General features: G+C 41.9%; 25 protein-coding genes. 16 read left to right on the top strand and 9 right to left on the bottom strand.

Features of this window, described 5'->3' with window-relative positions; translation table 11 throughout:
• Positions 1-77: 77 nt before the first annotated feature.
• Entirely contained in the window at positions 78-1,061 is a 984-nt protein-coding gene (locus ACFSYC_RS07090) for a chitinase (protein ID WP_377124989.1), read from the top strand.
• A 203-nt stretch (positions 1,062-1,264) separates the two neighbouring features.
• Complete coding sequence (locus tag ACFSYC_RS07095; RefSeq protein WP_377124991.1) at positions 1,265-1,885, top strand: hypothetical protein; 621 nt, start codon at positions 1,265-1,267, stop codon at positions 1,883-1,885.
• Positions 1,886-2,016: 131 nt separating this feature from the next.
• Here ACFSYC_RS07095 and ACFSYC_RS07100 read toward each other — a convergent pair whose 3' ends face one another.
• Complete coding sequence (locus ACFSYC_RS07100) at positions 2,017-2,400, bottom strand: response regulator (protein ID WP_377124993.1); 384 nt, start codon at positions 2,398-2,400, stop codon at positions 2,017-2,019.
• Between the two features lie 377 nt (positions 2,401-2,777).
• On the opposite strand from ACFSYC_RS07100, the gene ACFSYC_RS07105 reads away from it, so the two are divergent.
• Together ACFSYC_RS07105 and ACFSYC_RS07110 are read left to right on the top strand one after the other, a co-directional pair.
• Positions 2,778-3,140 (top strand): BlaI/MecI/CopY family transcriptional regulator, encoded by a 363-nt coding sequence (locus tag ACFSYC_RS07105; protein ID WP_377124995.1) that lies wholly within the window; start codon positions 2,778-2,780, stop codon positions 3,138-3,140.
• Positions 3,137-5,170, top strand: a complete 2,034-nt coding sequence (locus tag ACFSYC_RS07110; protein WP_377124997.1) for a M56 family metallopeptidase — start codon at positions 3,137-3,139, stop codon at positions 5,168-5,170. Before ACFSYC_RS07105 ends, ACFSYC_RS07110 begins: the two co-directional genes overlap by 4 nt.
• 495 nt (positions 5,171-5,665) lie before the next feature.
• Here ACFSYC_RS07110 and ACFSYC_RS07115 read toward each other — a convergent pair whose 3' ends face one another.
• Positions 5,666-6,031: a winged helix-turn-helix transcriptional regulator gene (locus ACFSYC_RS07115; protein ID WP_377124999.1), complete on the bottom strand. Its 366-nt coding sequence runs from the start codon at positions 6,029-6,031 to the stop codon at positions 5,666-5,668.
• 67 nt (positions 6,032-6,098) lie between these two features.
• On the opposite strand from ACFSYC_RS07115, the gene ACFSYC_RS07120 reads away from it, so the two are divergent.
• Positions 6,099-6,977: an NmrA/HSCARG family protein gene (locus tag ACFSYC_RS07120; protein WP_377125001.1), complete on the top strand. Its 879-nt coding sequence runs from the start codon at positions 6,099-6,101 to the stop codon at positions 6,975-6,977.
• A gap of 635 nt (positions 6,978-7,612) precedes the next feature.
• On the opposite strand, the gene ACFSYC_RS07125 is transcribed toward ACFSYC_RS07120, so the two are convergent.
• Genes ACFSYC_RS07125 through ACFSYC_RS07135 form a run of 3 tightly spaced genes read right to left on the bottom strand, consistent with a single transcriptional unit; the run spans position 7,613 to position 9,441 of the window.
• Positions 7,613-8,362: an ABC transporter ATP-binding protein gene (locus tag ACFSYC_RS07125; RefSeq protein WP_377125003.1), complete on the bottom strand. Its 750-nt coding sequence runs from the start codon at positions 8,360-8,362 to the stop codon at positions 7,613-7,615.
• A 60-nt stretch (positions 8,363-8,422) separates the two neighbouring features.
• Positions 8,423-8,710 (bottom strand): Asp-tRNA(Asn)/Glu-tRNA(Gln) amidotransferase subunit GatC, encoded by a 288-nt coding sequence (gatC, locus tag ACFSYC_RS07130; RefSeq protein ID WP_377125005.1) that lies wholly within the window; start codon positions 8,708-8,710, stop codon positions 8,423-8,425.
• A gap of 2 nt (positions 8,711-8,712) precedes the next feature.
• Positions 8,713-9,441 (bottom strand): lysophospholipid acyltransferase family protein, encoded by a 729-nt coding sequence (locus ACFSYC_RS07135; RefSeq protein WP_377125007.1) that lies wholly within the window; start codon positions 9,439-9,441, stop codon positions 8,713-8,715.
• 38 nt (positions 9,442-9,479) lie between these two features.
• On the opposite strand from ACFSYC_RS07135, the gene trpS reads away from it, so the two are divergent.
• The 3 genes from trpS (at position 9,480) to kdsB (ending at position 11,965) form a co-directional block, all read left to right on the top strand.
• On the top strand, positions 9,480-10,475 hold the full coding sequence (gene trpS, locus ACFSYC_RS07140) for a tryptophan--tRNA ligase (protein ID WP_377125009.1): 996 nt from the start codon (positions 9,480-9,482) through the stop codon (positions 10,473-10,475).
• A 135-nt stretch (positions 10,476-10,610) separates the two neighbouring features.
• Positions 10,611-11,225: a deoxynucleoside kinase gene (locus ACFSYC_RS07145; RefSeq protein WP_377125011.1), complete on the top strand. Its 615-nt coding sequence runs from the start codon at positions 10,611-10,613 to the stop codon at positions 11,223-11,225.
• The gene (gene kdsB / locus ACFSYC_RS07150) at positions 11,225-11,965 is read left to right on the top strand and encodes a 3-deoxy-manno-octulosonate cytidylyltransferase (protein WP_377125013.1); all 741 of its coding nucleotides are present in this window, start codon (positions 11,225-11,227) and stop codon (positions 11,963-11,965) included. The genes ACFSYC_RS07145 and kdsB overlap by 1 nt, the downstream gene beginning before the upstream one ends.
• 175 nt (positions 11,966-12,140) lie before the next feature.
• Here the strand turns inward: kdsB and ACFSYC_RS07155 are convergent, their stop codons facing one another.
• A complete protein-coding gene (locus tag ACFSYC_RS07155) occupies positions 12,141-12,713 on the bottom strand; it encodes a hypothetical protein (protein ID WP_377125015.1) in 573 nt (190 codons plus the stop codon).
• Positions 12,714-12,913: 200 nt separating this feature from the next.
• Here ACFSYC_RS07155 and ACFSYC_RS07160 point away from each other — a divergent pair, with 200 nt between their 5' ends.
• The 5 genes from ACFSYC_RS07160 (at position 12,914) to ACFSYC_RS07180 (ending at position 20,044) form a co-directional block, all read left to right on the top strand.
• Positions 12,914-14,524, top strand: coding sequence for a CTP synthase (locus tag ACFSYC_RS07160; RefSeq protein WP_377125017.1), 1,611 nt, complete (start codon positions 12,914-12,916; stop codon positions 14,522-14,524).
• 22 nt (positions 14,525-14,546) lie between these two features.
• A complete protein-coding gene (yidC, locus tag ACFSYC_RS07165) occupies positions 14,547-16,388 on the top strand; it encodes a membrane protein insertase YidC (protein ID WP_377125019.1) in 1,842 nt (613 codons plus the stop codon).
• Between the two features lie 69 nt (positions 16,389-16,457).
• The gene (locus ACFSYC_RS07170; protein WP_377125021.1) at positions 16,458-17,987 is read left to right on the top strand and encodes a SulP family inorganic anion transporter; all 1,530 of its coding nucleotides are present in this window, start codon (positions 16,458-16,460) and stop codon (positions 17,985-17,987) included.
• Positions 17,988-18,040: 53 nt separating this feature from the next.
• Positions 18,041-19,405, top strand: a complete 1,365-nt coding sequence (locus tag ACFSYC_RS07175; RefSeq protein ID WP_377125023.1) for an exonuclease domain-containing protein — start codon at positions 18,041-18,043, stop codon at positions 19,403-19,405.
• Positions 19,406-19,504: 99 nt separating this feature from the next.
• Positions 19,505-20,044: a pyridoxamine 5'-phosphate oxidase family protein gene (locus tag ACFSYC_RS07180; protein WP_377125025.1), complete on the top strand. Its 540-nt coding sequence runs from the start codon at positions 19,505-19,507 to the stop codon at positions 20,042-20,044.
• Between the two features lie 31 nt (positions 20,045-20,075).
• Here ACFSYC_RS07180 and ACFSYC_RS07185 read toward each other — a convergent pair whose 3' ends face one another.
• Together ACFSYC_RS07185 and pyrF are read right to left on the bottom strand one after the other, a co-directional pair.
• Positions 20,076-20,651 carry a hypothetical protein gene (locus ACFSYC_RS07185; RefSeq protein ID WP_377125027.1) on the bottom strand — a complete coding sequence of 192 codons (576 nt, stop codon included), beginning with the start codon at positions 20,649-20,651 and terminating at the stop codon, positions 20,076-20,078.
• 11 nt (positions 20,652-20,662) lie between these two features.
• Positions 20,663-21,493 carry an orotidine-5'-phosphate decarboxylase gene (pyrF, locus tag ACFSYC_RS07190; protein ID WP_377125186.1) on the bottom strand — a complete coding sequence of 277 codons (831 nt, stop codon included), beginning with the start codon at positions 21,491-21,493 and terminating at the stop codon, positions 20,663-20,665.
• A gap of 305 nt (positions 21,494-21,798) precedes the next feature.
• Here pyrF and rho point away from each other — a divergent pair, with 305 nt between their 5' ends.
• From rho to purS, 3 genes are all read left to right on the top strand, one after another.
• Positions 21,799-23,421 (top strand): transcription termination factor Rho, encoded by a 1,623-nt coding sequence (gene rho / locus ACFSYC_RS07195; RefSeq protein WP_377125029.1) that lies wholly within the window; start codon positions 21,799-21,801, stop codon positions 23,419-23,421.
• Positions 23,422-23,569: 148 nt separating this feature from the next.
• The gene (pssA, locus tag ACFSYC_RS07200; RefSeq protein WP_377125031.1) at positions 23,570-24,310 is read left to right on the top strand and encodes a CDP-diacylglycerol--serine O-phosphatidyltransferase; all 741 of its coding nucleotides are present in this window, start codon (positions 23,570-23,572) and stop codon (positions 24,308-24,310) included.
• A 32-nt stretch (positions 24,311-24,342) separates the two neighbouring features.
• Complete coding sequence (gene purS, locus ACFSYC_RS07205) at positions 24,343-24,597, top strand: phosphoribosylformylglycinamidine synthase subunit PurS (RefSeq protein ID WP_377125033.1); 255 nt, start codon at positions 24,343-24,345, stop codon at positions 24,595-24,597.
• On the opposite strand, the gene ACFSYC_RS07210 is transcribed toward purS, so the two are convergent.
• On the bottom strand, positions 24,594-24,971 hold the full coding sequence (locus tag ACFSYC_RS07210; protein ID WP_377125035.1) for an Hpt domain-containing protein: 378 nt from the start codon (positions 24,969-24,971) through the stop codon (positions 24,594-24,596). The two genes, purS and ACFSYC_RS07210, sit on opposite strands and share 4 nt — an antisense overlap.
• Positions 24,972-24,994: the final 23 nt, after the last annotated feature.

Here is a 24,994-nt window from a genome sequence, read left to right on the forward strand (position 1 = left end):
TATGATAATAAGTCAACATTTGTACCATTAAAAGCAAATGCCTTTTATCTTTACAATAAATCAATAAACCGCACACCGTGAGCTACGTTCAATTTTCAAGCAGGTCCATTTTTTCGTTGGTGATGATCTTATTATTATCCGGCTTCAAATGCGGCAATACATCTACCACCGTATCGCTGGCCCCACCACCCGCCGAATTTAACCTGATCACCGAGAAGCAGTTTAACGAGCTGTTCCCCGAGCGTAACCCGTTTTATACTTACGCTGCGTTTATAAAATCTGTTAAAGAGTTAAGCGCCATAAAGGTAAAGGTCACCCGCCGGTCTACCTATATTTATCAGTTTATGCGCACCGACAAGCGCACCAATAAAACTACCATGGTGCGCCAGGACCCCGATTGGAACGAAACCTGGGCAACAGAAAAACCAGATACCACTTACACTATTGATTATGGCGCATTTTGCACCGAAGCCGATGCAGAGACCAATAAAAGAGAACTGGCCGCTTTCTTTGCCAACATAGCGCACGAAACCCGCCATGGCAGAAATGGCACATATACTGATGGCCTGATGCTGACGAAGGAAGGCGACACCACCCAAAACTATTATAACGCCAGCGACGAATATCCGCCTGTGAAAAGCAAAAAATACTACGGCCGTGGCCCCATGCAGCTAAGTTATAACGGTAACTATGGTTACGCGTCTGATTTGATATTTGGCGATGATAAGGTGCTGTTAAACGATCCGGACCTGGTGGAGCGAGATGCGGTTGTAGCTTTTAAAGCCGCGATATATTTTTGGATGACGCCGCAAAAGCCCAAACCATCTGCTCATGATGTAATGATAGGCAAGTGGAGGCCCCAGGCGCATGATACAGCCGGCAAGCGCGCTGCAGGTTTTGGTATGACGATAAACATTGTTAATGGCGCCCTTGAATGTGGCAAAGGCGACGGCCTGCCTAACATGCAGGACCGTATTGGTTTTTACCAGCACTTTTTAAAGCAGCTGGGGGTGAGCGACCCAAATTGCGCCTGTAGTTGCGGCGGGATGAAAGCGTATTAAATCAGAAAAGCAACGGGCTTGTGCGATTCCCTCCCAACGGGAGGGTGTAGGGAGGGGTTTGCCGGGTAGCTTGGCGTACAAACCCCTCCCTGCCTTTACGCTCATATCAGCCGCACCCCTCCCGTGGGGAGGGAATTAAATAGCGTTGATCAAAAAAATCCTATAATTTTTTAATCCTACCAATCTTAGTTCTAACTTTAACTATGCAAAATCACCCTTTTAACACCACCAACCTTAACGATGCCACCGTTAAGCGCTTTGCGGATACTTACCAGGCATTAAAAGATGAATTTGATATTCAGCCCACCGGCCATATCGATTTCGACTTACAGCAGTTTGAGGTTTTTAAAAACTGTGCGGGTGTTAATGTGCTTGGCTCGTTCGTGATTAAACGGGATTGTGGCGATTCGTATATCTTGTTTGTCGAGGTTAAATATAAAATTGGCAGCACGCCGCAGGCCAATCACCAGGAGCACCAGGTTTGGGGACTTACCTATGTAAAGCACAGTTTTGGGCGTGTGCTCATTCGCCGTGAAACGCTTACGGATAAACTGCTGGAACTGGTGCATCCGCTCGAACTTAATTTTGACGAGGATAAACCCTTTTGCAATACCTTTTTTGTAGTAGTTAATGATTACGTTAAAGCCACCGGGGGTATGCACCGCAATTTCCGCAACGCAGTGATGGATATCCGCGATAATGATTTTATGATAGAGATTGTTGATCATACGCTCGTCATCGGTAACTACGACCCGATTATCCCTGAAAAATCATTGCATATTGCTGAATTTGTAGAGCGGGTTGCTGAGGCTTGTAATGAGTAGGCTTTGCAGAATTTTAACCCTTCATATTCTCTGAGGACTAATAAACTTTACATATTTCGACCGGGAAATAATCTTTAAGTATTTACGCCTGGTCTGTTATTGCAATAATCGAGTAACACCAAAATGATAAATCAGCTAACGTAGTCGTACTGACAGTCATGCACCTTGCGTACAGCGGCCAGCAGTTCGGCGTAATTGCCATCTTTTGATAGGCATTCTTTAGCACCGGCCTCCAATGCCATTTCGCAGCTCATTCTTTTTGGTAAAGATGTAAGCACAATTACCTTGGGGCCCTGCTTTAACGCAACAATTTTGCGCGTTAAGTCATAGCCATTCATCCCCGGCAGGTTTACGCCTGTAATAATAATGTTAGCCTGCAAACCATTGCTTAGCAATTGCAGTGCAGCCTGTCCACTATCCGCTCCTGTTACCGTTTCAATATCCAATTCGTTAGCCAATAACTGGCAAAGAATAGTTCTGACAACGGTATGCCCATCAACTACTATAACATTCATATCCTATTGACGCATTTACAATCTGGTGGTTTAGTCGACAACAGGACTAATAATATCGTCAACCATAATAAATTTTGCCTTAGCACTATAACACTGCCGCAATTAAATCGTAATACGTATTCAACGCCATACGGGTTGTCTAAAAAATACTTTTCCTGCTTCACGCAAAAAGCAGCAGCCAACAGGAGGCGATTGAGCCGGGCAAGCTAAAGCCTGGCTTGTAGACGATAAATTGCCGGAAAACGGGTTGAACTCTTAAATCCATTAGGGGAGATATAAAATTTAAAACCGTGATTATCAATACATTTATTTGTAGTCCTAATGAATTAGTTGCAATACTAATTAATTAGTAGTTACTTAGATTGAAATTATCACAAATGCAAAAACTGGCGAAAAGAGAAGAACAAATAATGCAGGTGTTTTGGACCTTGCAAAAAGCGTTTATAAAAGAGGTGATCCCGGAAATGCCTGATCCGAAGCCGCATTACAACTCGGTAGCTACCATGGTGAAGATCCTGGAAGAAAAAGGTTTTTTGGCGCATGACGCGGTGGGTAACATTTACCAGTATTACCCCGCCATATCAAAAGAAGAATATCAGCGCCACAGCATGAAAGACATTGTGAGCCAATATTTTGATAATTCGTACTCAAACATGCTTGCCTTTTTTGCCAAAGAGCAAAATATGAGCGACGACGAGATAAATGATATTGTAAACCTTATCAAAAATAAAAAGAAATGATGCCTTATAGTTTACACGTAGCCCTGCTGCTTACAGCCTGCTGGTTGTTTTATAAGGTGCTTTTGCAAAACGAGACCTATTATCATTTAAACAGGGTTTTGTTGCTTGCCTGTATCGCACTGTCTTTTACACTGCCGCTGGTGCCCGTACCACAGCATTATTCTATGCGTAACGCAGTGATCGAAACAACTATCCAACCGGTAAATAGCAAAGCGCCTGTCATCGCGCTGCAAAAAACAAATGCCACGCCGGCAACTAAGCAAACAACTGCCAGCACAACTGCTGCTACCCTAAACATGCGCACTATTGTACAATGGGCCTTTTGGTTGTACTGGTGCGGGGTGATAGCTTTTGGCGCTAATTTTTTGCTGCAGATAGGCGTACTTATTTACAAAGCCTACCGCAAGCCGGGGATAAGGGACGGCCAGTTTAGGATAGTGGAACTGGATGGGGATGAAGCACCCTGCTCTTTTGGCAATACCATATTTATTAACCCGGCCAAGTACGATTGGGAGACCTATAACCAGATATTAATGCACGAAAAGGTGCATGCGCAGCAGGGGCATAGCCTTGATTTGATGATTGCCGAATTGATGCTGGTACTGCAGTGGTTTAACCCCTTCGCCTGGTTGTACCGTAAAGAGATGGAGAGCAATATGGAGTTTTTGACAGATGACGCTGTGCTAAAAAACCACAAAGTAGCTGCCGAAGATTATCAGATGAGTTTGCTTAAAGTGTCGGTACCAAATTACGCTATGCGTATTACAACCAACTATAACCAGTCACTCTTAAAACGTAGAATTATGATGATGAATACCAAAAGATCAAACATACATAGCGTATGGAAATATGTAATGCTGGCGCCGTTTATGATCATAATGCTGTGCGGCTTTAATGAACCCGTTGATACCAGCATAACACCACTATTAACTGCAGCCCGTAAAGTGGGCAGCAAAATTAGCGCTACACTGATGGCCGATACTGCGAAAGGCATCAAACAAAAAAGTAAGCTTGCAGCGCCGGCACAACAGACCGCGACGCAAACCCGGCTAATTGCTGCAGCGCCATCTATAGCAAACACCTTGTCGCCCGAAGCTGTACAGGCGCTTGATAACGCCGGTATTACTGCAGAATATGTTAAAAGCTTTAAGGATATTGGCTATAAAGACCTATCGGTAACTACCCTTATGGGGTTTGACAATGCGGGCATAACTGCCGATTATGTAAAAAGTTTTATGAAGATAGGGTACAATACGGAGCCTGCTACCATACATGCGTTTGATAATGCGGGCATTGCCGCACAGTATGTAAAAGGTTTTATGGATATTAAATATCCGGATGTATCGCTTGCTACTATTATGGCATTTGATAATTCGGGTATCCGGGCATCATACGTTAAAAGCTTTAAAGACATTGGTTTTAAAGACTTATCTGTAGCAACCATATTGGCTTTTGATAATGCAGGGTTAGGCGCTGATTATGTTAAGGGACTGATGAAAGCTGGCTTAAAAGATCTATCGGTTGCCGGGATCTTGTCATTCGACAATGCAGGCATAAGTGCCGATTATGCTAAGGGACTGTTAGCTTCTGGCTTAAATGGCTTAACACCGTCGATGTTATTGGCGTTTGATAATGCAGGAATAAGCCCTGATTATGTTAAAGGCATGATGGCATCGGGGCTAAGCGGTTTAACGCCGGCAATCGTATCGGCATTTGATAACTCGGGTGTAAGTGTTGATTATGTTAAAGGTTTGATAAGCACCGGTATGAAAGATCTGACCCCGAAAAATGTACTGCTGTTTGATAATGCAGGGATAGGTATTGACTATGTGAAAGGTATTTTAGGTGCCGGACTAAAAAACGTTACCGCGGCCAATATTATTCAATTTGATAACGCCGGCATAAGCCCGGATTACATTAAAAGTTTTGTGAAGTTGGGCCTGAAGGATATAACGCCGGCGGCCATATTAATAAACAACCAAAAAGGCGCCAGCGCCGCCGACGTAAAATCGGGCACTAAAAAACCGTAAATACCTTATCACGTTTCACTATAAATATAAAGGCCGGGATCACACATCCCGGCAAGAATATGGAGTTTAAAATTAGCTTCGAACAGTTACAAGAAACAAATTACAAAAGGGTTGTTGAAGCAGTAAAAAAGCTACAAACAAGGGTATTAACCTTAGTTGATGATGATAAGGCTGAGGAGTGAGGCCATCATTCCTTTCCCAAAGGTAAAAGCAAAGGGTGGAGTGATCTCATTATCAAAAAGGGAAAAAACGCTTTGATTAATGGAATGAGTTTATGAGAATCGGCAAAAAAAGAAAAGATCGGTGAGGTTTAATAGGAAAAGATTTGATATGCTCAATTTCACTATCCCAGAGCTAACAATCTATTATCAAAAAAGGAGGGAATAGTGATAAACATTGAGATCTTGGTGGTACAATACATTATAACTAAATATCCGCTGTATAGTTTTCCAACTATTCACTAGAAATCCTTCCCTCGGTTCAGCTTCAAGCTTTTCATTTATCCGAAATCACTTTACGATGTTTAAACCCAAAATCAATTAAAGCACTTAACACTGGCCACGTTTCTTTGGCATGTTCTGTCATAGAATAAGAAACTGTCACAGGTTTAGTTGTATTAACTGTTCTTGTTATTAATCTGTTTTCCTCCAGTTGATGCAATTCGCTTGAAAGAACTTTGGGCGTAATTCCCTTGCAAGCTTCTTTCAAAAGGGAAAACCGCAAAGATTCATATTGATTTAAATTTAATAAAATGCAAAATTTCCATTTACCGGCTAGTATCTCCATTGCATCTTTCAACGCTAACATGCGTTTCTCATATTCTTCAAGTGTCTTGGCACAGGGCTGATTTAAAACTTCCATAGTAAGTATCCTAGAGGTAACAGATAGCAAAAGTATATTAAGTTTTATATAGTTTTGCATAAAAAAGATGATAAAGCGTATATTAGTTACAGGTGCTACAGGTCAACAAGGTGGTGCTACTGCACTTGAATTATTGTCACATGGATTCCATGTAAGTGCCCTAACAAGAAACTTGTATTCACCAGCAGCACAAGAACTTGCTAATAAAGGAGCAGAGTTAGTCGAAGGCGACTGGTCAAATTTAGATTCCATTGCTCTTTCATTGGAGAAGGTAGATGCTGTATATATGGTTCTACCTTCAACTTGGAACATGAGTGAAGAAGAAGATAATAAAGAGGCTGATTTAGGAATTGCTTTCATTGATTTACTGAAGCTTAAAAAGATCAAGTACGTTATTTACAGTTCGGTTATGATGGCGGATAAACATACATCATTCCGTCCCAGATTTAAACACACCATTGAAGAATATCTTTGGAAAAGTGGACTAAAGGCGACTGTTTTGCATCCAGCAACATTCATGGAAAATTTCTTAATGCCAAGTTCAGGAGTTTCAGAAGGAATACTTTACAACTTCATGCCTAAGGGCAGAAAAGTTCCATATATCACCACCGAGGATATTGGCGTGTTTGCCAGAATTGTTTTTGAAGATCCGGAGACATACGTAGGCAGAACGTTAGACTTGGCAGGGGATGAAGTCGATGAACAGGAAATATTGAAAGCTCTAAACACAAGTTTAGGTAAGGGCTTAAAACTGATTCAGCTACCTAAAGAAGCTTTGGAAGCCCAAAATATCTTATTCGGAAAACTGATAGACATGTTCACAAATACACCATTTCCTACTCTTGATTTTGCAACCCTAAGAAAATTAAATCCGCAATTACGTACCTTTCCAGCGTGGTTAGAACAGTTTGGAAAAGAAAAATTTAACAGCAAAATACAAGATTAGGAGACGTGCTTAATTATCATGAAAGTATTATAAGCTCTAAATATTAATGTAAGGGAGGTAATTATTAAACTAATTCCTCCTTATCCAACTTTTCTTCACTTGAAATAGCCAAGATTTAAAAGACAATGTCAGAGTTGATACTTTTAAACACTATAATGGTTATCTACAATTAGCAATTTGCTTACTTAAATAATTATCAAAAATCGGTCGTTTTTTGGAGTTAATAATTAGCATTTCTTCCATAATATGCCCTAATTTCAGGGATAAAAAGACATATAAACCTGCAGGTTTTACCAGCAAAACCTGCAGAAATACCATTAAAAAGCTAGGGTTTTTTGAAAGCTTTGTGTCATTTATTCAAAATAATTCGTTTTTTTTAAGTGCTTGATCTTCAATCAATTGATTAAAAAAACTTGTTTCATTTTGTTTCACTCGTTTTTTGCAAATTACTTATTGTCAGATATTTAAGTCAAAATCTTGTTTCACTTGTTTCATCTGTGTCACACACACGCGTGAAACAAACAACCAGGCGTCAGATAAAACGGATTGATAGTCAGTTAGTTACGCCAAACAGTCTTGAATACAACCAATAAACAGCCATGTAACTAATGGGTGGGACAAGAAGAGTGGTATTGTTAGACTATCTCGCTGCGGTCGACGATCTGGATGTTAGTATTCAGGTAGTCGCGCTCAATTAACCCGTCGCGCATGCGGACGATGCGGTGGGCGTGCATGGCGATGTCTTCTTCGTGGGTTACCAGTATAATGGTGTTGCCTTTAGCGTGGATATCTTCCATCAGGCTCATAATCTCTATGGATGTCTTGGTATCCAGGTTACCTGTTGGCTCATCAGCAAGGATGATAGACGGATTATTGATCAGGGCCCGGGCCACAGCCACACGCTGGCGCTGCCCGCCGGATAGCTCGTTAGGACGGTGGTCAACGCGGTTACCAAGGCCTACATTCTCTAAAGCTTTCTGGGCACGTGCCTTTCGGTCGTCTTTGTTCACACCGGCGTATACCAGTGGTAGGGCCACGTTGTCCAGCGCCGTGTTGCGGGGCAACAGGTTAAAGGTTTGAAAAACGAAGCCGATTTCAGAGTTGCGCACCTCGGCCAACTCATCGTCTGTCATGTGGCTTACGTTGATACCGTTCAGGATGTACTCGCCCTTGGTAGGGGTATCCAAACAACCCAAGATATTCATCAACGTCGATTTACCCGAACCTGACGGCCCCATCAGCGCCACAAACTCGCCTTTGTTAATGGTCAACGACACATCCTTAAGCGCGTGGATAACCTCTGCACCGATAACGTACTTACGGCCAATGCTTTGTATAATGATGAGTGGCTTCTCGGCTAATGGTTTGCTTTTTGACAGGTCCATACTTGGGTTTTGTTGTTTGACTGAGATGATGAGGTATTGTTACAAGTGTATAACCAGCGTCTATCCAATAACCTTAGCTACCAAAAAGTACTTATCGTCGTGCTTCGGCGAGTTCTGCAACGCTTCTTCAACAGTAACGTCTTGCTTAACCACATCTTCACGGAACACGTTAACTTCGTTGCTCAGGTATACCAGCGGTTCAACTGCGGAGGTATCAATCTCGTTCAGCTTCTCCATAAAGCTCAGTATCTTGTTCATGTCGCCAATCATTTCCTGCTTCTCGTTGTCGGCAACTTCAAGGCGGGCAAGGTGAGCTATCTTATCTACAGTTTGGCTATCAATTTTCATGGTTATACTAATTTATGGTTGATAATAGCGTGTACTTGGTCTCGTAGGGCATCAGCATCATCAATGGTTAAATGAGCCGTTTCAATAGGCTTGTGTACAAATATATGGCAAATTCCCGGTTTGCTGCCATGCTCAAGGCCGGTATCCCACATAATCTCCCATGTGTCTGCAGATGATACCGGGATGATGGGCACTTTCAGATCAATAGCCATGCGGAAAGGGCCATTTTTGAACTCATGCAAAAAGGGTGGGTAATCTTGATATATACGCCCTTCGGGAAATATGATTACAGAGGTACCGGCGGCCAATGCTTCTGACGCTCGCTTAAAGGCCTTGTAGGCGGATACTTTGCTTTCGCGGTTAACCGGTATGTCAACCGTTTTAAAGAACAAACGAGTCAGGAAATTCTTCAGTAACGACTCTTTACCCATAAAGCAATGCTTGTTATTTTCAACCATGATAGTCATAGCGGTAATGTCAAGGTTTGACGTATGGTTAGGACAGATAATGTATGTTTTGCTCCAGTCGACCGGGGTTTCATACCTGAAATTATAGAGTATGCCAACCAGCCCAGAGCTTATAATACCCCAAACGCGCCGTATGGCATTCATGCTCGGATAGTTAGCAGTATTGCGCGACAACAGGTATAAAACGGGGAAAGCAATGGCATAAGTAACCGCTACAGAAGCTATATATAAATAGCAGTGTACTTTCCTCAATATTATTTTCATCGCCCTCAAAAATATAAAAAATCCTTACTTTCGCCGCTATGGAAACTGTTGTTAGTGGTATCAGATCAACCGGTAATTTACATTTAGGCAATTACTACGGTGCTATACAAAACTTTGTGAAAATGCAGCATGAGTATAACTGCTATTTTTTTATTGCCGATCTGCACTCGCTTACCACACATCCCACTCCGGCTAACCTGCATGCTAACGTTAAAAGCGTATTGATAGAGTACCTGGCCGCAGGTATTGATCCTGAAAAGGCCACCATCTACGTACAATCGGACGTGCCCGAGGTGGCCGAACTTTACCTTTATTTAAACATGAACGCCTACTTGGGCGAATTGGAACGCGCTACGTCTTTCAAAGATAAGGTACGCGCTAACCCTGATAACGTAAATGCCGGTTTGCTAACCTATCCGGTGCTAATGGCAGCTGATATCCTGATCCATAAAGCCACGAAAGTACCTGTAGGCAAAGACCAGGAGCAACACCTGGAGATGGCCCGCACCTTTGGTAACCGCTTCAATCGATTGTACGATAGCGAGTATTTCCCGGAGCCTTATGCCTTTAACTTCAGCAGCAATCTGGTTAAAATCCCCGGACTTGACGGTAAGGGTAAAATGGGAAAATCAGAAGGGGAGGGCAATGCTATCTTTTTATCAGATTCGCCTGAGGTGATCATGAAGAAGGTAAAACGTGCCGTTACGGATGCCGGCCCGACCGTTGAAAATCAAACCAAGCCCGATGAGATCCAAAACCTGTTTGATTTGATGAAGGTCGTTTCAGCACCCGATACCATTACTCATTTCGACAACCTGTACAACACCATGCAAATCCGTTACGGCGATCTTAAAAAGCAACTGGCCGACGATATGATCATCGCGACAGCACCCATTCGCGAACGCATTGCCGACATAGCTGCCGATGCCGATTACCTTCGTAAGGTAGCCAACCTTGGTGCCGACAAAGCCCGCGAGAGCGCTCAAAAAACCATTAAAGAGGTTAGAGAAATCATCGGGTTTAAGAGATTTTAATTAGCGATAGCCTATGGTCCATACGCGGGGCCAATAGCCTTTATTATTAATTTATATCTACCCATTGTCTCTGGACTATCGATCCTAGACTAAATTCATTTTGACATTCAACATCCAAATTATATCTTAGCAAATATGCATATAGCCGTTGTAGGAAACATAGGAGCCGGTAAAACCACCCTCACAGAATTATTAGCTAAGAACTATGGCTGGGAGCCGTTGTACGAGGCGGTTGATAATAACCCCTATCTAGAAGATTTTTACAGCGACATGAAACGCTGGAGCTTTAACCTGCAGATATACTTCTTAAACAGCCGCTATCGACAGATCATAGATATTCAAAAGAGTGGCCGCAACATTATTCAGGATCGTACCATATATGAGGATGCCTACATATTTGCAGAGAACCTGCACGATATGGGGTTGATGACCAGCCGCGATTACGAGAATTACGAGGCGATTTTTGATAACATTACCGAGTACATTAAACCACCGGATCTGCTCATCTATTTAAAAGCATCAGTACCAATGCTGGTAAACAACATCCAACGTCGCGGCCGCGAATATGAGATAGGTATCCGTATTGATTACCTTTCAAAACTAAACGAGAAATACGATAAGTGGATCAATAACTATAAGTTAGGTAAGCTGCTTGTTTTGGATAAGGATAACTTGGATTTCGCTAACAATACCGAAGATCTTTCAAAGATCATCCAATCTATTGAGCGGGAGATAAACGGGTTGTTTTAATGAGAATTCTTGGCATCATCCCGGCACGTTACGCCTCTAGCCGCTTCCCCGGCAAACCATTGGTTGACATTGGTGGTAAGAGCATGATACAACGTGTATATGAGCAGGCAAAAAAATGTTATGACCTGACAGATGTGGTTGTAGCTACCGATGATGACCGGATATTTGAGCATGTAAAGGCATTTGGCGGCATGGCCGTTATGACCAGTGGGCAACACCAAAGCGGTACTGACCGTTGTGCCGAAGTTGCTTTAGCGCATTTTCAATATGATGTTGTGATCAACATACAGGGCGATGAGCCTTATATCAATCCGCTACAGATCAGTACATTAGCTGGTTGCTTTAGTTCGCCGGAGGTGCAGCTGGCAACGCTGGTAAAACGCGTTAAAACCGAGCAGGAATTGCATAATCCCAATACGCCAAAAGTGATAGTAAATACATTAAGCGAGGCTGCATATTTTTCGCGGTCGGCTATTCCGCATATCCGTGGCGAGGAACCTGAAAACTGGCTGGAGTTTTACCATTTTTTTAAACATATTGGTATTTACGGTTATCGTGCGGATGTGTTACAACAGATTACCAAACTACCGGTATCACCATTAGAAAAAGCCGAAAGCCTGGAACAACTGCGTTGGATAGAGAACGGTTACCGGATTAAGGTGGCAGAAACGGAGTTGGAAACTTATGCGGTAGATACGCCGGAGGATCTGGACAGGCTAGCGCCCTTACTAAATTTATAGCATTTAATTAAAGTCACCCATAATGCATGGTGAAACTATCTTGGGACAATCAATAATAAAAAGCGCTGCTCTCTTAATTATCGCCCGCCCAATTTACACTAGTCGCCTGCATTATAGCATTTTACAAGCGCTGGCCCGACGAGGTTGTTGTTTGACTGCAGACCAGAATAGGCCGCTATTTGATATTACTGTACAAACCGGCAACTTTACTGTAACACTCATTCAGTAAAACAACAGACTGGGTAAGGTTATCAACCACCTTGCGTTTAAAGGCCTTGTTGCGGGCATTTTTCTGTGCCAGGCGTATCATTTCATCGTTTTGATATTGACTAATATTTAGGTTGTCATACACATCTGTAGCCGTAAAATTTGGTAATTGTAGATTGTCTACCAATTGTCGGTTATTAGTTAATATCTTTTTCAGGTCACCTACATTGGTTTGTACCACACGCAGGGCATTGGGGTAGCGTTTGTCTTTAAAGCCGCTTTTACTTACTATAGCTATCAGGTTGTTTTGATTGATGATAAGCACCTTTACTTTTTTGTTAAACCCGATGGCCAGGTTTTGAAAACTAGTGCGCTCGGGCCGGCGAGTAATGAGGTCAGAATTCTCTGTTAACCGCGAAAATAGTTTCGACATCATGTTTAAGGCGTACAGGTAATTGCCAAAACCATCGCGGGGTTTGGCATCGGCAAAATTTATGACGGATATTAGAAGCAGCAATAATAACAGCAGCGTTTTCTTCATTCCCTTATAACGTATATTGTTATGTACAAAGAAATAATTTCTTCTTTTGTTTAAATAAAATAGCGGTACAGGTTAGTAGTCAGCGGCTTTTCAACAATTCTATTTTCTTCAGCCAAACACCAAAAAAAATCTTACTTTTGTATCCCGTACACAAACAATTATCGGCGGCTTAATTCTGCTGTTAATTTTCAAAAAAAAGCATGACTAAATACATCTTTGTTACGGGCGGTGTTACCTCTTCGTTAGGAAAAGGCATTATATCGGCATCCTTAGCTAAATTACTTCAATCTCGTGGTTACAGCGTAACCATCCAAAAATTTGATCCTTATATTAACATCGATCCGGGAACGCTAAATCCTTACGAGCACGGCGAATGTTACGTTACCGAGGACGGAGCCGAAACAGATTTAGACCTTGGTCACTACGAACGCTTTTTGAATACCCCAACGTCGCAAGCCAATAACATTACTACAGGCAGGATTTACCAAAATGTAATTAACAAAGAGCGCGAAGGTGCCTTTTTGGGTAAGACGGTGCAGGTAGTGCCGCATATTACTGATGAGATTAAACGTAATTTCCGCATACTGGGCGAAGATGGTAAATATGATATCGTAATAACCGAATTAGGTGGTACCGTAGGTGATATTGAATCGTTGCCTTACATTGAGGCGGTACGCCAGTTTAGATGGGAGATAGGTTCTGGTAACTCATTGGTTATTCACTTAACACTTATTCCTTTCTTAGCTGCAGCCGGCGAGTTAAAAACTAAACCTACTCAACACTCGGTTAAAATGTTGTTAGAGTATGGTATACAGCCTGACATTCTGGTTTGCCGTACTGAGCATCATTTAAACATGGATATCCGTAAAAAGATAGCTTTGTTTTGTAACGTAAACATTAACGCGGTTATCGAGTCTATAGATGCATCGACCATATATGACGTGCCATTGCTAATGTTAAAAGAGCAACTGGATAAAACCGTATTAACAAAACTGAAATTACCACACAAAGTAGAGCCCGAATTAACAAACTGGAAAGACTTTTTGGGTCGTTTAAAAAACCCTACCTCCGAAGTTAAAATTGGGTTAGTGGGTAAATATGTTGAGTTACCGGATGCTTACAAGTCAATTGTCGAGTCGTTTATCCATGCCGGTGCTAAAAACGAGTGCAAAGTTCGAATTACTTATATCCCCTCAGAATCATTAACGCCCGAGAATGCTATTGATAAGCTGCAGGGTCTGCATGGCGTACTGGTGGCACCAGGTTTTGGCGAGCGTGGTTTTGAAGGAAAAATAGAAGCTATCCGTTATGTGCGCGAAAACAATATACCTTTCTTTGGTATCTGTTTAGGCATGCAATGTTCTGTAGTAGAGTTTGGCCGTAACGTACTTGGCTTTAAAGATGCCAGCAGTACAGAAATGAACCCTGAAACGGCGCACCCGGTTATTGCTATGATGGAAGGCCAGAAAAACGTGGTTAACAAAGGTGGTACTATGCGTTTAGGCTCTTATCCATGCCATATCAAAAAAGGCACTAAGGCATATACCATATACGGCCAGCAGGATATTACCGAGCGCCACCGCCACCGTTATGAGTTTAATAACGAGTTTTTAAAGCAGTACGAGGCCGCAGGTTTAGTACCATCAGGCATTAACCCCGAAAATGGCTTGGTGGAGATTGTTGAGCTTAAAAACCACCCGTTTTTTGTAGGCGCGCAGTTCCACCCCGAATTAAAATCAACGGTTGCTAATCCGCACCCACTTTTTATTAACTTTGTCGCCGCTTCAATGGCTTATGCCCGCAAGAAGTAATTTTTAGTACGATTAGATAGAAATGGATAGAAATACTTTTACAGGGTTATTCCTGATTATGATCATCATAGCCGGTTCTGTTTGGCTGATGAAGCCAAGCGATGCCGAGATCGCGAAAGAAAAAGCCCTGCAGCACCAGGATTCGCTTAAAAAAGCAGGTATAAAACCAAATCCGGCTACGGCAAAGCTTGACACAACAGTTAAGACAGCCGCCCCCGCTTTTGATTCGGCTGCTTTGAAAACGCCTTTTGGCTCAACATTAGCCGGTACACAAAAACTGGTTACTTTAGAGAATAAAAACCTGCGTGTTAAACTAAGCAACCGCGGTGGCCGCATTTACTCGGTAGAGTTAAAAAACTTTAAAACCCATGACAATAAGCCATTAGTTTTATTTGAGGGTGATAAAAATAAGTTTGGATTTACGTTTGCAGCAGGTGTTGCCAGCGTAAACACCAACGACAGATACTTTACCCCAAGTGCCGAAAACTTAACCGTTACCGGTAAAGATTCGTCGACCATTAGCATGCGTTTAAGCTATAGCGCAACCCAGTATATTGACTACATATACAGCCTAAAGGGCGAGGGTTATAAAGTTGGTTTTACAATCAAATCTACCGGTTTAGAAAGTGTGGTTGCCAACCAGGGCAGCATAACCCTTAACTGGGAAACAAGCCCTAAGAAATTGGAAAAAAGCATCACGCTTGACCGTGAGTATACCATGATTCAGTATTATGATACGAATGAAGATTTCGACTATATAGGCGATACCAAGGATAATACGAAAGAGATTGCTGATAAAAAAATGCAATGGGTATCTTTCAAACAGCATTTCTTTTCAAGCTTGTTGCTAAGCAAAGATGGTTTCAGTAAATCAAGTTTGTCTGTTTCAACTGATACCAGTAACCATACTGACATTAAGCAATTAAAGGCCAACTTAACACTGGCCCGTAGTGCCGACGGCACTTACCCGCTTGATTTTTACTTTAGCCCTAACCGCTATAAAATATTAGCCGCCGAAGGCCACGGTTTTGAGAAACAAATTAACCTGGGCTGGGGCCCGCTAAAATATATAAACCGTTTTGCGGTTTTGCCCGTGTTTGATTTCTTAACCAAATTTAACTGGAACTACGGATTGATCATCCTGGCTCTAACGGTTATTCTTAAGCTGGTACTGTCGCCACTTACTTATAAATCATACTTGTCAATGGCTAAAATGCGTGTACTAAAGCCCGAGATGGATGAAATCAAAGCTAAAGTAGGCGAGGATAACCCAACATTATTACAACAAGAATATCTCAAACTCTATAAAAAGGCCGGCGTAAATCCGTTGGGTGGTTGTTTGCCTTTGGTATTACAAATGCCTATCGTTATTGCTTTCTTCCGCTTCTTCCCCGGCTTGTTTGAGCTGCGTGGTCAAAGCTTCTTATGGATGAATGACCTCTCAACTTATGATTCGTTTATCAACTTTGGTTTTACCATTCCGTTCCTGGGCGATCACCTGAGTTTGATGTGTTTGTTGATGACAATATCAACCTTGATATACACTTACTTTAACAACCAAATTTCGGGTGTTACTGGGCAAATGAAATACATTGGTTACATCACACCAATTATTTTCTTAGGCGCGTTAAATGGTTACCCGTCAGGTTTGAACTATTACTACTTCCTGGCTAACATGTTTACCTTTTTACAGCAATACATTATTAAGCTAATGGTTGATGATAAAAAGATCCATGCACAAATCCAGGAGAACAAAAAGAAACCGGAAGACAAAAAGAAAAAATCAGGTTTTGGTGCTAAAATGGAAGAAATGATGCGTGTGCAACAGCAGGCTAAAGTTGCTGCACCAAAAAAAGGAAAGTAGAAAACTTGTTAATTAGATATTATATTTTTAGAGACGCGATACTTCGCGTCTCTTTTTATTTATCAAAAGATGTATTTAAACCTATTTGACTTCACCCAAAAGGTAAATTATAAAAACGAAATTTTGGCCGGGTTAACAGTAGCAATGACGATGATGCCCGAGTCGCTTTCGTTTGCTATACTGGCAGGTTTCCCACCTTTAACGGGGTTATATGCCGCCTTTATTATGGGGTTGGTGACCGCTGTTTTTGGTGGCAGGCCGGGCCTTATTTCGGGCGGGGCAGGGGCAACGGTTATCGTACTTATCGCTTTAATGAAATCAAATGGATTAGAGTACGTATTCGCGGCCGTCGCACTAGCGGGTGTAATACAAATAGCTGTGGGCCTTTTTAAGCTGGGCAAATTTATAAAACTGGTACCGCAGCCGGTGATGTACGGCTTTGTTAATGGCTTGGCTATAGTTATTTTTATGGCACAACTAGAACAGTTTAAAACTGTGATTGGCGGTCACCAGGTTTGGCTGAGCGGCCAGCCTTTGCTAATTATGGGTGGTCTAGTTGCTTTGACCATAGCCATTGTGATGCTGTTTCCAAAAGTCTCCAAAGCTGTTCCCCCGTCCTTAGTAGCCATTATAGTTGTGTTTTTATTGGTGTTAGGCTTCGGCATACACACTAAAACTGTAAGCGACATCGCCGAGGTAAGCGGCGGCTTCCCGCCGTTCCATATTCCATCGGTGCCATTTACTATCGATACGCTGAAGATCATCTTCCCCTACGCTTTGATTATGGCTGGTGTTGGGTTAACCGAGGGTTTATTGACGCTTAACCTGGTCGACGAAATGACCGCCACCCGGGGCAATAGCAACCGCGAATGCATTGCACAGGGCAGCGCTAATATTTTAAACGGTTTCTTTTTTGGGATGGGCGGATGCCCGATGATAGCACAAACGCTTGTTAACCTGTCTGCAGGGTCAAGGGCACGGTTGTCCGGCATTATTGCTGCAATAACCATACTAGTTATTATCTTATTCGGCGCGCCTATAATAGGTCGCCTACCCATGGCGGCTTTAACCGGCGTAATGATTATGGTAGCAATTAGCACTTTTGAGTGGGCAAGCTTTAAAGTTATTAACAAGATGCCCCGGCAAGACATATTTGTTGGCATGTTAGTGGCTGTTATAACTGTTTGGCTGCATAATTTAGCATTGGCTGTTTTAATAGGCGTCATTATATCTGCCCTGGTTTTTGCCTGGGAGAGCGCAAAACGTATCCGTGCCCGTAAGTATATTGACGATTATGGCGTGAAACACTATGAAATGTATGGTCCGCTGTTTTTTGGCTCTGTTACCGCGTTTACAGAAAAGTTTGATGTTCAGAATGACCCGACCGAGGTAGTTATTGACTTTATGGAAAGCCGAGTGGCTGACATGTCGGCTATTGATGCGTTGAACAAACTAACGGAGCGCTATCACAAAGCAGGTAAAAAGCTTCTGCTTAAACATTTAAGCTCCGACTGCCTGACCTTACTTAAAAATGCTGATGAGGTGATTGATGTAAATATTGTGGAAGAACCTACGAATAGACCGGCTACCGGGAAGTAGTATTTTTTTTGCCTATAAACTAAAATTGTTAGCAAAATATCTATATTTACAATATGTATGCAATTGTAGATATTGAGACCACGGGAGGGCATGCCAGTGCTAACGGAATAACTGAAATAGCCATTTGTTTACACGATGGTAAAAAGGTAACCAAGCGTTACAGCACTTTGGTCAATCCCCGCAGGGACATTCCTATCTACATACGTGCCTTAACAGGTATTACCAACGAAATGGTTGCAGATGCGCCGCCTTTTGAAGACGTTGCCGCCGATATATACCATCTGCTGCATGGAAAGATCTTTATTGCTCACAACGTAAATTTCGATTACTCTTTTGTGCGGTATCATTTGGCATCTGCCGGGTATGACCTGCAATGTAATAAGTTGTGTACTGTACGCTTGAGCCGCAAAATATTGCTGGGTTTGCCATCGTACAGCCTGGGGAAATTATGCAGGCATTTAGGTATTGACAATGAAAGCCGCCACCGTGCGATGGGCGATGCCGATGCTACTGCCGAGTTGTTTAACATGCTATTGCGTAATGATAAAGACGACCATATTAAACAAGCGTTAAAAGCAAATTCAAAAGAGCAGGTACTGCCGCCCAATTTGCCTAAAAAAGCTTTGCTCGAGTTACCAAGCACACCCGGGGTATATTATTTTCACGATGAGAAGGGTAAAGTGATTTATGTGGGTAAGGCCAAAAATTTAAAGAAGCGTGTGAGTAGCCACTTTACCGGTAATAACCCCGGTCAGCAGCGACAGGAATTTTTAAAAAATATACACCAAATAACCCACCAGGTTTGTGGGACCGAGCTAATTGCTTTTGTATTGGAAGCGGTGGAGATAAAGCGCCTATGGCCCAAATACAATCGTGCCATGAAACGTTTTGAGCACGCCTATGGTTTATATGCTTACGAAGATCAGCGTGGCTACATGCGCCTTGCTGTGGATAAGCACCGTAAACATACCGGCACTATTTATACCTGTAATACCTTGTTTGAGGGTAGGAGTATTGTAAATCAGCTGATAGAGCGGTTTGCGCTGTGCCCTAAATTTTGTTTTATACAAACCAATACTGCTACTTGTACGGGTGTGGCAACTGATCAGTGTGCCTGTACCGGTATTGAACCCGCTGACACATATAACCAAAAGGTAGCACTCGCCATAGCCGAACTGAACCAGGCGCTGCCCACCTTTGCTATCCGTGATGAAGGGCGTACAGACGATGAACATAGCTGCATACTGGTAGAAAAAGGCAAGTTTTATGGCATGGGTTATATATCGCATTACTTTCAGGTAGAAGATGTGCAGCAGCTTAAAAACCACATCACCCCATATCCGGGTAACGACTACATCCGCAACCTCATCGCCGGTTATGCCGATAAGTTTCCACAGCGTAAAGTTTTATTTTCTTAGTACGTTATCACTTCGTTGGCCTATTTATAATCTTAGTTATACATCGCCACTGGCATCATAATTGGTAAGTTTTAATCACATCAAAAATTAAACACTACCATGAACAGCATCAATCAAGAACAACCTGAAGATAATTTCAAAGATTTAGACGGCTCGGAAGCGATAACCAAGCTTAAAGAGTTGGCAGAGGACGCCAAAACCTGTTTTTTTACCAGTAACATCAAAACTGGACTTCCTTCGTCTGCGCGACCAATGACGGTGCAGGAGGTTGACGACCAAGGCAACTTGTGGTTTTTAATAGCTAATGATAGCGAAACTTACAAAGAGCTGCAGTCGGAGCCTTTGGCGCAGCTTTTTTTCCAGGGTTCAAAGTATTCTGACTATCTGAATGTATATGGCATTACGACCCTTAGTGCCGATAAAGAAAAAATTAAACAATTTTGGAAGCCCATCCTGAAAGCCTGGTTTACCGAAGGCGAAGACGATCCGCGGATAGCAGTTGTAAAGGTAGACCCAACAGAAGCCTATTATTGGGACAACAAGCATGGTAATGCTGTAGCTTTTATTAAACAACTGGCCGGAGCGGCAATTGGTAAGACCCTCGATGATTCAATTGAAGGGAAAATTGAGATAGAATAAGTGAAATAGCCTTACAAGGAAATTTGTAAGGCTATTTTTTTTCTATAGCTTTTTTATAGAGCTCGCCAATCGTAATCTGGCCATCTTTTGCTACACGTCCACTTTTTATCAAAACATACTTTTCAGATGTGCCTTCAATCGGCCCGTTAATATCACATTTGCAGGTTGTTATAGAATCTACCGACACAAAGCTCAAGTCTTTATTTATCCTGGTAAATTCGTTACACAAAAAACCACAGCCAGATCCGCACTGGCCAACCGGTAAAAATACCTTTTCAATAAATTTGCCGCTTTTAGTGAATGTACCCAGGTAAGGCATTTGTGTCTCTGAAGGTTCGAGCCAGATTAATTTGTAAGAGTCTGTAGTATCGGGCAGTATACCATAAGAATAAGTCTCATTTGGGTATGCAGATTTTACAAACTGATTGTCAGACTTTGTAAATCTGACACACTTCTTCAGATCAATCGTAATAGTCAGTGGAAGCTGTAATGTTTTAAACTTTGTCAAAAATGATCTGAAATCCGTTGCGACGGAAGGTGCTGCAACTTTGTAAGATGTATTGACAAATAAGATTATAAATAAAGTAAGCCTGGCAATTAATCTCATAAGGCGCTTTGTTATATAATTCCCGATTTTTCTAATTCCACCTGCATTTCTTTTTGAAGTTTAAGAGCTTCGGCACGCGCAGCATCGGCAAAATCTTCGCCACTACCGGCGTAAATAATCCCTCGGGATGAGTTTACCAGCAAGCCGCAATCTTTGGTTATACCATATTGGCAAACATCTTGCAGGCTACCGCCCTGGGCGCCTACGCCGGGCACTAACAAAAAGTTGTCGGGGGCGTACTTCCTTATTTCTGTAAACTCTGTGCTTTTTGTGGCACCCACTACATACATTAGGCGGTCGGCACCAGCCCAGGTGTTGGCTTTTTTAATTACGGTTTCATAAAGATGTCCATCCTCTGTAGGCAGGTATTGAAAATCTTTGCTACCTATTGATGATGTCAGCGCAAGAATGATTACCCATTTACCATCGTACTTTAAATAAGGGGTAACACTATCATTACCCATGTAAGGCGTTACGGTAATGGCATCAAAGTTCATTCCTGAAGTACTTTCGTCAAAAAAAGCACAGGCATATTTGTCAGATGTATTGCCAATATCGCCGCGTTTGGCGTCGATAATACTTAAGCAGTCTTTAGGAATGTATTTGCCGGTGGCTATAAGGCTTTGCAGGCCTTTAACCCCATACGCCTCATAAAAGGCCGAATTAGGTTTATAAGCCACACAGAGATCTTTGGTAGCATCAATAATGCGCTTATTAAACTCAAAAATAGGGTCCGGGTATTGCTTTAAAAATTCGGGTATCTTGTCTATATCAGGATCCAAACCAACGCATAGAAACGATTTTTTTTGTTTGATCTGGTCTACTAATTGCTGGCGTGTAATCATTGTAATGAGAAGCGATAATATTTAAACACCAAAAAAACTAAAAATTAGCTGAAGTGTTATTTTAATGTAGATATTTTTTTTAAAAGTTTGATTTTATAATATTATTGATTAGACTTGCACTGTTTTCCTTTGAGTTTTTCTTGCACTAAAGAATAATTTTAAATCCCCGCGATATTTTCAAATTTCACCAGGTTTAAACAGTGCAAGAGTAAGCTGCAAACTAAAAATTTCTTATTTCAAATAGCTGAGTATACATACATAACTCACGAGTAACAACCCCTTTTTGACACCATAATTCATATATGTCTGATACAACCGAATTGAACGACAAGCTCGTTTCTGAGTTGCGCGAAATTGCCAAAAGTTTAGGTATCCCTGAAGCTGACTCTCTAAGAAAGCCGGACCTGATTACAAATATTCAACAAATGCAGCAGTTAATTGATGCTGCCCGTACGCAACAACAAGTAGTAGAAGATAACTACGCCCCGGTAGATGGCCCTAAAGATGAGGCCGCCGAAAAGAAACCCCGCGCCCGTTTACGTACTGCTAAAGGTGCAAGCTCTACTAAGCCGCGTGTTGAAGTGCATTTAGACGATACCAACCTATTTGATGCTCAGGATGATGAGCCTCAAAATGAAAATGAGCCTGAAGAAAATCAACAAGTGGAAGCCGTCGCTGAAACACCTCAACAAGAGGGAGAAATAGCTGCAGGTTCAACTGCTGAGCCTGTCGCTGACAATCGCCCTCAAAAATTTGAGCGCCGTGTGCAACAACAAAAAGCGCCGCAAGAGCCTGCTATAAATTTAGATTTTGATAATGTTATTGTTAACGAGGGTGTGTTAGAGATTATGCCAGATGGCTACGGTTTCCTCCGTTCGTCTGACTATAACTATCTTACATCTCCGGATGATATTTATGTATCGCAATCGCAAATAAAACTATTTGGTCTTAAAACGGGTGATACAGTACGTGGCAGCATCCGCCCACCAAAAGAGGGCGAGAAATACTTCCCGTTAGTACGTGTTGAGGCTATTAACGGCCGTGTACCAGCAGAGGTGCGCGATCGTGTACCGTTTGATCACTTGACGCCACTTTTCCCGTCAGAAAAATTGCATCTATTTACAGATCCGAGTAACTATTCTACACGCATCATGGACCTTTTCTCGCCAATAGGTAAGGGTCAGCGTGGTTTAATAGTGGCGCAGCCTAAAACTGGTAAAACCATGTTATTAAAGGATGTAGCCAACGCTATAGCTAAGAACCACCCAGAGGTATACCTGATTATTTTATTGATTGACGAACGCCCGGAAGAGGTTACAGACATGGCCCGTAGTGTACGCGCTGAAGTTGTTTCTTCGACGTTTGATGAGCCTGCTGAGCGTCACGTTAAAATTGCCAACATCGTCCTCGAAAAGGCAAAACGTATGGTTGAGTGCGGTCATGATGTTGTAATTTTGTTAGATTCTATTACCCGTTTGGCCCGTGCTTACAATACAGTAGCACCTGCATCCGGTAAAATACTATCCGGTGGTGTTGATGCTAACGCGCTGCACAAACCTAAACGTTTCTTTGGTGCGGCCCGTAATATCGAAGATGGTGGTTCATTAACCATTATAGCTACAGCATTGACGGAGACCGGATCTAAAATGGATGAGGTTATCTTTGAAGAGTTTAAGGGTACCGGTAACATGGAGTTACAATTGGATAGAAAACTATCTAACAAGCGCGTGTTCCCTGCTATTGATATTACAGCATCAAGTACCCGTAGAGACGATTTGTTAATGGACAAAGAAACCCTGCAACGTATCTGGATTTTACGTAACCACCTGGCTGATATGAACTCGATAGAGGCTATGGAGTTTTTACAAAGCCAGGTTAGAGGCACAAAAACCAACGAAGAATTCCTGATTTCGATGAATTCATAATTAGTTAAGAGCTTTAATAAGTTTATTGGGTTGATTAGGTGAGCAGTTTAACTGTGGGCTTAACCAACCCAATTTGTTATGCACCAACACTAACTTAATCATCGCTTATTGATTTATTAAGTTAATTCTGATACCTTCACCCCCTGAAATGAAGAAACGGGTAAAAAAACACGTACCTAACGCTATCACTTGCGCCAATTTGTTTAGCGGCTGCGTAGGTATTGTATTTGCTGTTCAGGGCGACTTGATAAGTGCTGCTTATGCTGTGTTTTTGGCCGCTATTTTTGATTTCTTTGACGGATTTGCAGCACGCGTTTTACAGTCATTTTCTGGCATTGGGAAGGATTTAGACTCACTAGCCGATGTGGTAAGCTTTGGGGTTTTGCCATCGGCGATATTGTATCAGCTTTTTTTACAGGCGCCCCAGTTAGGCAGTATAAGTCAGTTTTTAAACTTTTCTGGATTTTTAATAGCCGTATTTTCAATGTTAAGGCTGGCTAAGTTTAACAACGATACCCGTCAGTCCGACATATTTATAGGTTTGCCTACGCCAGCTAACGCTATCTTAATAGCATCATTCCCTATGGTGATAGATCAGCGACCCGCGCTGGCGCAGTATGTATTAAACCCCTATGGTTTAGCCATTTTTGTAATAGTAATGTGCGCATTACTAGTTGCCGAGCTGCCACTTATGTCGCTTAAATTTAAAAATAAAGATTTCAACAAAAATATTTATCGCTATTTACTGCTGTTGTTTTCAGCAATATTGATACTATTTTTTAAATTTGCGGCAATACCGGTGATTATATTTATCTATATCGCCTTATCAATAGTTCAATTTAAAATAGCTAATAATAATTTGATAAGTAGCCCCAAAAAAGTGGGGTAATATTTTATCATAATTAACATATAAACCACTCCATGATGATTTTTCAAGCAGAAATTGATGTAATGCCAAAAAAAGAAATACTTGATCCGCAGGGCAAAGCCGTAACCGGAAGTATGAAAAATTTGGGTCTTGCCGAAATTCAGAATATCCGTATCGGTAAACACATTTCTCTGCAAATTGAGGCCGAAAGCGCAGATATTGCTGAGCAAAAAGTTGATCAGGCTTGTAAAAGTTTGTTGGCTAACTTAATTATGGAAAGTTATACCTTTAAGATAGCGCAGCTTTAAATAGCTGCTTCTTTCTCTGCTTTAATTTGTTGTAAGGCTACGGTACTGGCTGTTATAAATGCCTGTAACTGTTCAAACTTTCCTATTAGATCCATTCCATCAGGATTGCCGTTTTTGCAGTCGTGCTCTATTTGCTGCACAAGGGCCTGGCTGTTAAGCATGCCAAAAAATCCCAGGGTAGCCTTTAGCTTGTGTGCCGCGGCACCTGCTGTGGTCCAATCCATTTCGTCAAAAGCGTTGCCAACGTCATGTAATGATACCGGTGTTTGCTGCAAAAACATGTCAATTGATTCAACGATAAATTCGTCGCTGCCGTCAGCTATTTCTTCTAAAAGGGTTAAATCAAGATCGAGGTTGCTTAGATCAACTGGCATATTTTCTTAAAAGTTATAATCAA

This window comes from Mucilaginibacter antarcticus (assembly GCF_042686155.1).
GTDB lineage: Bacteria > Bacteroidota > Bacteroidia > Sphingobacteriales > Sphingobacteriaceae > Mucilaginibacter > Mucilaginibacter antarcticus.